This window comes from Candidatus Accumulibacter phosphatis (assembly GCF_000024165.1).
GTDB lineage: Bacteria > Pseudomonadota > Gammaproteobacteria > Burkholderiales > Rhodocyclaceae > Accumulibacter > Accumulibacter phosphatis.
Map to the genome: position 1 here is coordinate 183,639 of NC_013194.1, position 11,772 is coordinate 195,410.

General features: G+C 65.1%; 5 protein-coding genes and 1 pseudogene. 2 read left to right on the forward strand and 4 right to left on the reverse strand.

All coding sequences use genetic code 11. The annotated features are described in order from the left end of the window. Positions 1 to 332: 332 nt before the first annotated feature. Positions 333 to 523 (forward strand): annotated as a pseudogene (locus CAP2UW1_RS25910) (efflux RND transporter permease subunit); the annotation flags it as partial. A 151-nt stretch (positions 524 to 674) separates the two neighbouring features. On the opposite strand, the gene CAP2UW1_RS00800 reads toward CAP2UW1_RS25910, so the two are convergent. The 4 genes from CAP2UW1_RS00800 to CAP2UW1_RS23430 all read right to left on the reverse strand — a co-directional run bounded on the left by CAP2UW1_RS00800 (position 675) and on the right by CAP2UW1_RS23430 (position 10,067). Beyond that, complete coding sequence (locus tag CAP2UW1_RS00800; protein ID WP_012806968.1) at positions 675 to 1,913, reverse strand: L-serine ammonia-lyase; 1,239 nt, start codon at positions 1,911 to 1,913, stop codon at positions 675 to 677. 277 nt (positions 1,914 to 2,190) lie between these two features. Then, positions 2,191 to 2,808, reverse strand: a complete 618-nt coding sequence (locus tag CAP2UW1_RS00805; protein WP_012806970.1) for a glutathione S-transferase family protein — start codon at positions 2,806 to 2,808, stop codon at positions 2,191 to 2,193. A gap of 182 nt (positions 2,809 to 2,990) precedes the next feature. After that, entirely contained in the window at positions 2,991 to 6,725 is a 3,735-nt protein-coding gene (locus CAP2UW1_RS23425) for a PAS domain S-box protein (RefSeq protein ID WP_012806971.1), read from the reverse strand. Between the two features lie 429 nt (positions 6,726 to 7,154). Next, on the reverse strand, positions 7,155 to 10,067 hold the full coding sequence (locus tag CAP2UW1_RS23430; protein WP_049778500.1) for an ATP-binding protein: 2,913 nt from the start codon (positions 10,065 to 10,067) through the stop codon (positions 7,155 to 7,157). Positions 10,068 to 10,566: 499 nt separating this feature from the next. Between CAP2UW1_RS23430 and CAP2UW1_RS00820 the strand changes: the two genes are divergently transcribed. Further along, the gene (locus tag CAP2UW1_RS00820; RefSeq protein ID WP_012806973.1) at positions 10,567 to 11,595 is read left to right on the forward strand and encodes a metal-dependent hydrolase; all 1,029 of its coding nucleotides are present in this window, start codon (positions 10,567 to 10,569) and stop codon (positions 11,593 to 11,595) included. The last annotated feature ends 177 nt before the right edge of the window (positions 11,596 to 11,772 follow it).

An 11,772-nucleotide genomic window follows, 5' to 3' on the forward strand; every position in this document is an offset into this window, starting at 1 on the left:
TGAAAGCGAATGGACATCAACGGCCTGCCGGCCCTGATCGGATGGCTCCAACTGGTCAGTGGTTACGTCCAACGTTCGCGGCGGGAGACTGACAACCGTATGCCCGCAAGTAGCATCGATCTCCTCAAGGTCGGCCCCAATGGCAGGGAGGTCGAAATTGAACCTCCGCGCATGTTCGGCGCGATACTTCCGTGCTTCTTCAACGATGGGGTCGATCATCACAAATCTCCGAAGACCTCTTCCGGTGTGCCAAAAAGGCGCATTGGTGCGAGTTTACCCCAGAAGGCCGAGCTTCTCCGAGCCAAGCGTAGAGCTTCAGTCTGGCGCCGCTTGTCTTCTTCCTGTTGCACGTGCGCAGCGCCCTGGTGGCCATCCTGATGCTACCAATCCGCATCTCTATGCATTCATCGGCATGCGCTCGCCGGGAATGAGTTCCCAGCGGATGTGTCTCGGCGTAATTGCCATCGGCGCGACGATCGACGCGGCGATCATGATAGTTGAGCACGCCCAGCAACACCTCGACTCCACGGGCAGGAAGGATTACCGACGAGCACGAGTGAATCGCCCGCTTTAATCGCTCCACGACGGTGCCCAGCACTGCCGGGAAGAGGCACCGATCACCATCCGGTAGACAAATGTCACTCCTTCCCCTGACTCGTGCCAGCGCGCCAGATTCAACTCCCCATGCCAGGAACGCTGCCGGCGCCCTTCTTGCGCAGCGCATGGATCTTGGCGAGTCCGCCACGCGCCGTTTCCCGATAGCTCGCCTTCATGTCGCAGCCCGTTTCCCACATCGTGCGCACGACCTCGTCGAAGGACACGATGTGGTGGCCGTCGGAGAGCAGGGCGTAGGCGGCGCAGTCGACGGCGCGTACCGCGGCAATCGCATTGCGTTCGATGCAGGGAATCTGCACGTAGCCGCCGATGGGGTCGCAGGTGAGGCCCAGATGATGTTCCAGCCCCATCTCCGCTGCATATTCGATCTGCCGTACCGAGCCCCCCAGCAGTTGCGCGGCAGCACCGGCAGCCATGGCGCAGGCCGTCCCCACTTCGCCCTGGCAGCCGACTTCGGCGCCCGAGATCGAGGCGTTGCGCTTGACGAGGTTGCCGATCAGTCCGGCCGTGGCGAGGGCGCGGTGGATCTTTTCGTCGGACAGTTGCGCTTGTTGCTGCAGGAAGAACAACACGGCGGGCAACACGCCACAGGCGCCGCAGGTCGGCGCGGTCACGACCTCGCCGCCGGCGGCATTCTCCTCCGACACGGCCAGCGCGTAGGCAAACTGCAGCGCGGTTTGTCCGAAGTAGCCGGCGAGACTTTGCGCGCGCGCGTGATAGGCCGAGGCCTTGCGCGGCACGTTCAGCGTCCCGGGCAGGCGGCCTTCGGCATTCAGGCCGCTGGCGATGGCTCTCCGCATGCTGCTCCAGACGCCGCTCAGATATGGCCAGATCGGCGGTCCTTCGTGGCGGTCGACAAGCTCCCAGATCCGCAGGCCTTCGCGTTCCGCTTCTTCGAGAATCTCCCGCATGCCGGCATACGGATAAACATCGTCGCCGCCGTCGGGTTGGCCGTTTTCGTCGAGCAAGGCGCCGCCGCCCACCGAGTACACGACGCGCGCGGCAAGAACGCCGCCGCCGGCGTCGAGGGCCTCGAACTGCATGCCGTTGGGGTGCCGCGGCAGCAAACGATCCGGTAGCCAGACGATGTCGACCGGCGTCGGCGCAAACGGTACGCTGACCGCCCGGTCGGTCAGGTGGCCGCGGCCGGTGGCCGCCAGGGTGCCGTACAGCGTGACGCGCAGGCGTGCAGCCGTGGGGTTGGCGGCCTTGAAGGCTTGCGCGGCAAAGCGCGGCCCCATGGTGTGGCTGCTCGAGGGCCCGAGGCCGATGCGGTAGAGTTCGCGCAGGGATTTCACGTCATCAGCCTCCCACTTTCTCGTTGAACTCGTCGATCATCCGACCGAGATCGGCGGCCTGGGTGCGGAGACAGCCCCAGTAGCTGCGGCCATCGTTCCGGCGGAGTCCGACGCAGGCTCGGCGCCCGCGATGCTGTCGCCGGGGCACGCCGTCTTCTCGAACACCTCGGTCATCGCCGGTCCGGTGACCTTGGAGTGTCAGAGCGAGTCGGGTAACGGGTTGAACTGGCTGCAGATCGCCGCATGCGGACGTGGATGAGGTCACTCGCGACGGATCTCACACCGGCTTGTTGATCAGTGCGTCATCCATTTGCGTGGCGCGCAGACGGGCTGGCCTGTTCTCGAGGCGAGCAAAGTAATCGCGAAACTCGGCGCGATCGGGCAAGGTGCCAAACTGCAGGCCATAGCCAATCTGCGAGCCGACGTAGACGTCAGCCGCCGAGAAGTGGTCGCCAGCGATATAGGGATGCGCACTGACGGCCCTGGCCAGCGTATTGACCACCAGGTCGAGATTGCCATAGCCCACCATCCTCTGCTTTTCCTCACTGACCACGAAGCCCAGCGCGTTGTTGGTCGTCGCCTGCTCGAAAGGCCCGGCGGCGAAGAAAAGCCACCGATAGTAATCCTGCCGCTGCGCCGCTGGCGGTGCCAGGGCCGCTGCCGCAAACACGTCTGCCAAATAGGCAATGATGGCGGCGCATTCCGTGACCACTCTCCCCTGGTGCACGATCGCCGGCACCTTGCCCATCGGGTTGATATCGGTGTACGGCGGCGTTTTCATCTGAAGACCGTATTGCACGATTTCGGTTTGATAAGGCGCTTCGCACTCTTCCAGCATCCAGCGCACGATACGGCCACGACTTTGTGGATGGGTATAGAAAACCAGGTCAGACATGTTGAGCCCCTTGCAATGTTGAGGTGGATTCGATCAAAACGGGCTGCTGGAGGTAGACATCGATGCTCCGCCGACAAGCCTGCATTGACGGCGGTGACACGATGGACCGACGGTGGTTGCACCGGGCTCTGCTGGCGCCCACACGCTGGCTGCCGACCGGAGGGTGATACGACGCGACGGGGTCATTGCTCATGCGTGTCGGTCTGCAGGGTCCGCTCGGAGGCGATCCGGGGCAGGATGAGGACGAACGCGACCCCCTTGCCCACGTCGCTGAATCCGCGAATCGTTCCTCCGAGCACCCCGGTGACCAGATTATAGACAATGTACAAACCCAGGCCGCTGCCACCTTGGCCCAGCCGGGTGGTGAAGAACGGCTCGAAGATACGATGGAGTAGCCCATCGGGGATGCCGACGCCGTCGTCCGTGTAGTCGATCTGCACGCGATCGCCATCGAGCGGCGCGGCCCGGACGCGGATCAGCCCGGCCTCGATCCCGGCAAAGCCGTGGGTCAGGGAGTTGCCGACCAGATTGGCGAGCACCTGCTCGAGCGGACCGGGATAGCTGTCCAGCTCCAGCTCCCGGGGGATGTCCAGCTCGATACGGTGGGCGGTGCGCTTCAGTTGGGGTTGCAGCGTGACCAGCAATTCCTCGACGGTCTGGCGCAGGTCGAAGCGGCGGCGGCGGGCGCTGGCCTGGTCCACCGCGACCTGCTTGAAATTGCTGATCAGGTCGGCGGCGCGGGCGGCGTTGCGCTCCAGCAGCTCGACCGCTTCCCGGCTCCGCTCCAGGAAAGTCGCCACCTGGGAGCGGCGCAGGGCGCCGGCGTCCACAGCGGCGGCGAAGTTGCGTACTTCCGCGCCCAGGCTGCTGGCGACGACGCGGGCGTTGCCCAGCGGGGTGTTGAGCTCGTGGGCCATGCCGGCCACCAGGTGGCCCAGCGCGGCCAGTTTCTCGGCTTGCACCAGTTGCTCCATCGCCTGGCGCAATTCGGCGGTACGTTCGGTGACCAACTCTTCCAGGTGCTCCTGGTGCCGTTCCAGTTCGTCCTCCGCCCGCTTGCGCTCGGTGATGTTACGGACGAAACAGCTATTGAGTTCCTCGCCGCTGAACGCAATGTAATTTGCATTGACCTCGACCGGGAATGTCGTCCCATCCTTGCGACGATGGCGAGTCTCGAATCGCAGACTGCCCTGCCGTTTGAGATCCTGAAAAATGTCGCTCGCCATCTGATCGGAAACGTCGGGATCGATGTCGGGGATCGACATCGATGTCAACTCTTCCCGGGTATAGTCAAGCGCGACGCAGGCCGCTTCATTGACGTACTTGAAACGTGACTCGGCATCGATCAGGAAAACGGCGTCCGCCGTGCGATCTACGGTGAACTGGGTCAAGCGCAGGGCGTCCTCGGCCTGCTTGCGCTCGGTAATATCAAGCGTCACGCCCACCATGAGCACGGGTTGATCGTCGGAATCGCAGATCACCCGTCCCATCGAGGACGTCCAACGCACCGACCCATCAGGCCAGACCAGTCGCTTCTCCAGCTCGTAGCCACCTCGTTTCTCAAGCGCCTCCCGGAGCAGAGCGTCAACGCGTGCGCGATCGTCCGGATGAACGCGTGCAAGGAAGCGCTCGTAGGTAAGCTCCGTATCGGGTGGCAAACCGTATAGCGCCTTGCACCGCTCGGACCAGATCAGCTCGCCGGTGCGGATATCCCACTTCCAGTGACCCAGCCCTGCCACCTCCACAGCGAGCTGGAGATCGGTCTCGCTTCGCTTCAGGATTTCGTGGTCTCGCTTACGCTCGGTGATGTCGCACGCAAAACCGATGGCATACGTTCGACCCTCGTAAGTGATCGCTATCGCGTTCACCTCGACCGGGAACTCGCTGCCGTCATGGCGCCGGTGCCGTGTTTCGGCGTGGAACGAACCCGTTTCCGTGAGCGCCCGCCAGGCCTCGTCCCATGTGTCCGTGGAATAGTTCGGGTCGACTTCCCAGAGGCGCAATTGCAGGAGATCGGCCCGCACGTAGCCCAAGGAGCGACAGGCTTGCTCGTTGACGTAGGCAATGCTGCCGTCGCGGTTCATCCAGAAGATCGCGTCGGAGCCGTACTCCACGGAAAGCCGCATCAGCTCCAGCAACTCCGCGGAGCGTTTGCGCTCGGTGATGTCGATGTTGATCCCGAGGATGCCCCGGATGTCATCTCCGTCCTTGATCGGAGCGATGATGTTATGGAGGTATCGCTCCTCGTTGCCGACGGTGAGCCGGACGTCCTCCTCGACAATCTCGCCGGCAAGCGCCCTCTTGTTGTTGTCGTCCCAGCGCGCGAGTATTGCCGTGTCGTCGGTGACGTCTCCAGGGTATTTGCCAAGCACGTCGCCCCAGGCTTTCCGGCAAGCCGTGTTCTGCAATACATAGCGCCCGTCAGGGCCGATGAGGAACAGGTCGAAGGGTATGCTTTCGATGGCGGTACGCAGCCGCGCCTCGCTCTCCCGCAGCGCCTTCTCCGCGTGCAGGCGCTCGGAGATGTCCACCGCCACGCCCATCACCTGGAGACAGCCCGCGGCATCCCGCACGGGACTGAAGCAGGTGTCGAACCAGGTGTCGCCGAAACGCGAGACAAAGTGCAAGGGCTCGCCGCCGATGGCACGGCGGGCATAGTCGCAGAGTTCCGGGTAGCCGCGGTAAAGCTCGAACAGGGACTGTCCGACCGCTTCGCCGGCGACCAGACCGACGCGTGCCAGGCCCTTGCCTTCGCTGAGCGCGAAGACGCCGCGCTCGTCGAACTGGAAGATGGCCAGTGGGGCACTGGCGATCACGGACCGGTAGCGCGCCTCGCTCTTCGCCAGCTCCTGCTCGCGCTGGCGGATGGCGAGTGCCATCCGTTCCAGATCGCCCGCCAGGCGGTCGAACTCCCGGATCCGGTAGACCGGCCACGGCTGGCTGTAGTCGCCGCCGGCGATCGCGTGAGCTTGTTCGGCGTAGCGACCGATGGGCCGCGCAAGACTACGCGCCATGGTCAGCGCCATCACGACCGTCAACAGCAGCGCCGCCAGCGCGCCGGCGGCCAGCACCCAAGCGGTAGACAGAAACGGTCGAAGCGTATCGCTGTGGGGCTGCGCGACCAGCAGGATCCAGCCGAATCGCGGAATGCTGACCGAGGTGCCAACAAACATCTCGCCGTCCACCGCGAAGTCCTGGGTCGTGCGGTGCCCCAGCAAGGCATCGCGGATGCCGGGCAGGTGGTCGACACTGAACGGCGCGCCACTCTGGACACCGGCGGAATGGGCGATGATCTGGCCCTGAGCGTCGAGAATGATCGTGTGCATCGCCGATTCGGCGGGCGAGCGACCGAGGAGCAGCGCGAGTCGGTCGAGGGCGATCTGGCCAACGAGCACCTGTTCAGACAACGGAATTGCCACGCTCACGGCGAGCCGGCCGGTGACGGTGGACAGGAAGGCTGCCGACCACACCTCTTCGTTCTGCTGGCGCGCCTCGCGCAGGGCTGCCCTTTCGGAAAGATCAAGGTGCACCAGATCCCGGCGCCGGCCGCGCTCCGCCCGGGGCAGGCCGACGGCGTACGCCGAGCCGTCCGGATCGGCGAGGTAGATCGCCGCGAAACCGTCGCCCGTGCCGGCGTGCGCGTCCAGGGTGCGGGACCAGTTCGGCGCTGAGTGGTCGCCCGGGTGGCTGCGGAAGTCCTCCGCGATGGCGCGCAGCTGACGTTCGGCGCCGAGCAGGTGAGTTTCGACTTGCGCGGCGAGGGCGCCGGCCAGGCCCTGATAGCCTGTATCGAGGTCGGCACGCCGTTGCGGCAGCAGCACCCCCACGATGAGGACGGCAACCATGGCCAGTGGCACCATTCCCGCCAGTGCGATGCGCAGCGCCAGCCACAGGCGAAGAGGACGAGCGGAGGCCATCGCCTTATCCGGCCATCATGGAGCGGCGATCATGCGAGGCTGTGAAGCGTTTGCGCAGCTCGCCGGCCGCTGCCAAACGGCGCCTGGATTGCCGGTTCAAGGAGTGCCGCGCGATCCCGTTGGCGCTATCCTGAGTTGATGCATCGACCCGCAAGGAGTCGCGGTCTCGACCGGTGAGGTCGTCGGTTGTGGCGGCAGGAGTCATCAGAAGAACGCTGGCATCGTTGCGAAAAGCAAATCCAAGGGTGGCAGCGGGAGCAACTGTACCGCCATCAAGGGCCCGTAAAGCCAATGGCATCGAGGCGAGTATATGGGCCACCAGCAAAGGGCGTCAATCTCGAACGTGGCCTCGGCTGGGGTTGGCAATGCCGGCGCGGAGCTGGATCGTCGGCGCCACGCGACGGCAAGCGAGGGCTGGAGTCGGGTGCGTCAGCTCGCTGCGGTCTCCTCACGCCGATCCGCCTGGGTGCGAACGTAGGCCATGTGTGCCGCCGCCGCCGCCGAAGCACTGTCGGGATCGCCGGCGATGATGGCCTCGTAGATCGCCCGATGCTGTCGGCGAAGCGTGTCCCGCCGCTCCGGATCGGGCATCAATCGCGTCAGGGTGCGCCGCATATGGCCGTACATCAGCGGGATCACGGCCGCGCCGACCTTCTGCAGTGCCGGATCCACCGACAGGTCGATGATCGCCATGTGGAAAGCCAGATCGCAGGCCACCTGCGCCTCGGCGTCCTCGGTCGAGAAGCTCTTGTCCAGCCGTTCGAAAACATCCGCCAGGCGCCTTCGGCCAGCGTCGGTGATACGCCGTGTGGTGGCGGCGGCGGCGCGCGATTCGACCAGTTCGCGGATATCGAGGAGTTCGTCGCGCAGGTGCAGAGGCGATGCGTCCCCGGCCCCCGTCCCGGCCGGGTTCATCCCCGCCGGCGGTGCCCACGCCGCGTGCGTCGCCGTGACCTCGTCGCCGCTGTCGACTTCCGGCGCGGTTGCCGGCAACTCGATAATGAAGATCGCTCCCTGTCCCGGTTCGCTGCTGATGCGAATCTTGCCGCCGAGCTTCTTGGTGACCAGCCGATAGACGATGGCCAGACCGAGTCCGCTGCCGCCCTGCCCGAGACGGGTGGTGAAGAACGGATCGAAGATCTTCGGCAGCGCATCGGCAGCGATGCCCTTGCCGTTGTCGCCGACGCTGATCTGGACGTTGCCGTCCGGCAGGGCCTGTGCACCGATCCGGATCGTGCCTGGAGCGCCATCGGCGAAGGCGTGGACGCGCGCGTTCTCGAACAGGTTCAAGAGAATCTGACCCAGCGCCCCCGGATACGCGTCGAAGGCGATCGACTCTGCGACATCGACCTGGAACCCGGGCACCCGAGCGCCGACGCCGGCGGTGAAGGTGTGAACGCATTCCTCGACGGTATCGAGCAGGCGGAAACGCCGGCGGCGATCGCTGGTCTGGTCGACCGCGACTTCCTTGAAGTTGGTGATGAGCCGCGCCGCGCGCTCCAGGTTGCGGACCAGCATAGCGAAGCCGCTCTCGCCATGGGAAAGGTACTGATCGAGGCTGGACTTGCGCAGCACACCTTGCGTCAACTCGGCCGCCAGGGCGTTACGCTTGTTTTGCATCGCCGTCGACACCGTCAGAGCGTTGCCAATCGGCGTGTTGAGTTCATGCGCCACGCCGGCGACCATGGACCCGAGCGAGGCGAGTTTCTCCGAGCGCACCAGCTCATCCTGCGCCAGCGCCAGCGAATCGACCGCCTGCTGCAGGCGGACGTTGGACTGCGCGAGGTCCGCGGTCCGCCCGGCTACGCGTTGCTCGAGGTGCTCGTTGAGTTCGCGCAGTTCGCGCTCGCTGCGCCGCAACTCGCTGACGTCGAGCATGGCGCCGACGATGCCTTCGACGCGACCGTCCGGCAGTCGCACGACGGCCTTGTGAAAGACGACGTCCCGCGGCGCCTGTTGCGGGCCGACCACGACCGTTTCGTAGATCTGCCTGCCTCCCTCGGCCAGCAGGTCCTCGTCGCGGCTGCGATACACGCTCACCTGCGCCGGCGGTGCGACGGCGCTCGCCGTCTGGCCTATGATCTCCTCGCGAGACTTGCCGAGAAAGGCGACGAAGGCATCGTTGATGCGCTGGTAGCGCAAGGCCACGTCCTTGAAGAACATCGGGAAGGGAGCGGCGTTCATCAGCGCCTGCACCAGCACCAGTTCCTTCTCGATCTCCGCCGACAGCGCCTGCTTGACGCGCAGATTTCGTCGCTGCAGAGCCAGCAGCGCCAGCAGGAAGACGAAAACCGCCAGCGAAGCGGCAAAGGTCTTCGGGTACGAGTCCCAGATGCTGGCCGGCCGGTTGATCACGACCGACCCCGGTGGAAGCGAGTGTCCGGACAGGCCCAGGCGATCGAGTTCGGTATAGTCGAACAGGTAGCGGTTCGGACTGTCGATAACGCGCGGCAGGTCGGCCAGCGCCTTGCCGGCATACAGGTCGGTCAGCAGGCCGGCGAGCGCCAGCCCCTGCTCCTTGCCGGAAACCAGTTTGCCGCCGACGATGCCGTGGCCGAGAAAGAAACTCCAGGCGGAATAGACCGCGTGCCGGGTAGCGCCGCGGACCGCCTCGGCCACGACGGCCTCGGCGCCAATGCGATCCTCATCATCGAACGGCCGACCCATCAGAAAGATGACGAAATCGCCGGACAGGCTGCGCAGCTCGGCAAGGACATCCCGCAGCGAATGGCGGACGATGACCTCGACGGTGAACGGCCGGGCGAGCGTCGCGTTGGCGTCTTCGAGGGCCTTGCGGTTCGACGCGAAGGTCCTGGTTTCGTCGCCGACGACGACGAGCCGATCGACCTTCGGGTGCAAGGACTGGATCAACGCCAGGTTGGCGAAGAAGTCCGGGCGTTCCGCTACACCGGCCACCCGGTCAAGATGAGCGATGTCCCTGCTGTCGATGTTGTTGACGCCCGCGAACAGGATCGGAATCCCCGGCCAGAGGCGATCCCGATGTGCCAAGAGAAGCCGATAGGCTGGATCGTCGGTGGCAACCAGATACTCAATGTGCATGCTGGCGTAGCGCTCGGCCAGACGCTGCGCGGCCGCCGCTTCCGCGTCGGGGCCGCGCAGCGGAAAGCGCAAGGCATCCAGGTACTCGATGAACAGGCCGAGGCGCGGCAGATGCTCGGCAAGCCCGACCCGGAGTCCGTCCTGCTCGCTGTCGGTCCAGGGCAGCCCTTGATGGTAGGAATGGAGGACGAGGATGTCGACATGCGCGTGCCCCGGGCGCTCGTCGGCGATCGACGCGACGGGCAGCGTCAGGCAAGCCACAGCAAGCAGCAGTCGCGCCAATCGCTTCCCCCGGACGGCGACCAAGGCGAGGGAGCACGTCAGCGCCGTGGCTGAGCCGCCCTTCCTCGATTGCTGCCGCCAACTCCCCCGTATCACGTCGCCCCTGGTACCTGTAGTTTCGCCTCTTGTGAGAGAGTCTGTGCCGTTTCAGGCTCAAAAGCAATTCTCCCCGCCGTGCACGAAAAGCTTGCGGCGCCGGCCGGGGGAGGTAGCGATGTGACTTGCTGCGACGAATCTCCGCCAGGCTTCGGCGCGGCTCGCTGGCCGAACAGCAGGCGGTGGGACCTGGATCTCGCCCAGCGCGAGCGATGCTATGATCGGGGCCCGTCTGAACGACCGCCTCCTGCCATGTCCGACTCCATCGTGACTCCATCGTTACTGGGCGCAAGATGAACGATCTCGACTGTTCGCAGCGAGCATCGCCGAATGATCGGTCGGCACATGATATTCGGGCGCACTGCGTGGCCGTCGCTTGTTCGCCGCTGTTGGTGGAGCGCGAGTGGACCCACTGACCCATGCCCTGCTCGGCGCGACGGCTGCGCAGGCAGCCCTGGGTCCGCGGCTGGGTCGTCAGGCGTGGATGCTCGGGGCACTCGGCGGCGTGTTGCCTGACGCCGACATCCTGATCCGCAGCGCGAGCGATCCCTTGCTGGCGATCGAGTACCACCGCCACTTCACGCACGCACTCGCGTTCATTCCCTGTGGCGGTGCCCTGGCCGCGTCGCCCTGGCTCTTACAGAAGCGCTATCGCCCTGACTGGCGGCCGCTGCTCGCGGCAAGCACGCTGGGTTACGCCACGCATGGGCTCCTCGATGCCTGTACCAACTACGGAACGCACCTGCTGTGGCCTTTCTCGCCGCAGCGCGTCGCCTGGCACTGGATCACCACCATCGGCCCCTTGTTGACGCTGATTCTGTTGCTCGGGCTACTGTTTTCCGCAGGCCGGCGATCGCGGCTTCCGGCTGTGCTGTCGCTGCTGCTGGCGGTCGCTTATGTTGGCGGCGCGGCCTGGCAGCGCGAGCGCGCACTCGATGTACAGGCAGAGATCGCGGCCGCACGCGGGCATCAGGTAGCGCGTGCCGAGATGTTTCCGACGGTCGGCAATCCCATACTCTGGCGCTCGGTCTATCAATCGGGCACCACCCTGTACACCAATCGCCTGCGGATTCTCGGCGAGGACAACAGCCTGTGGAAGCAGGGCAGTCGCTTGAAGCTCTTTCGCGAAGACGATTTGTCGGCGCAGGCCCTCGCCGATCCACGAATCCGCCGTGACTTCGCGCGTTTCAGCTATTTCTCGGCCGGGTGGACGGCGCTTGCCGACGACGATGCAAGCGTCGTCGGCGACGCCCGCTATTCGTTGCGACGCGACGGTTTCGAACCGATCTGGGGCGTCCGTTTCCACCCCGGTAGCGTAGCCGCCACCGAGTGGGTGGACTACACCGCACGGAACCGCATACCGATCAGCGAGCTGTGGAGCGAAATCAGTGCGACCGCTGCGGGCTACCGCAGCGTGCGGGAGTTACCGTGAACGGCGAGCTTACCGCTCCTTCGGGCTCACTCCTGCCATGAAATCTTCCCACTCCCAAGGCGCTCGCCGCGAAGGCCTGTACACGGCGTGAGGCGTACAGGCTTCTGTCGCGCGCGCTGTCACGTACAAGCGACGCAGATAACGAATTTGTAATTTTTCAGTCAGCTTTCTGTTGGT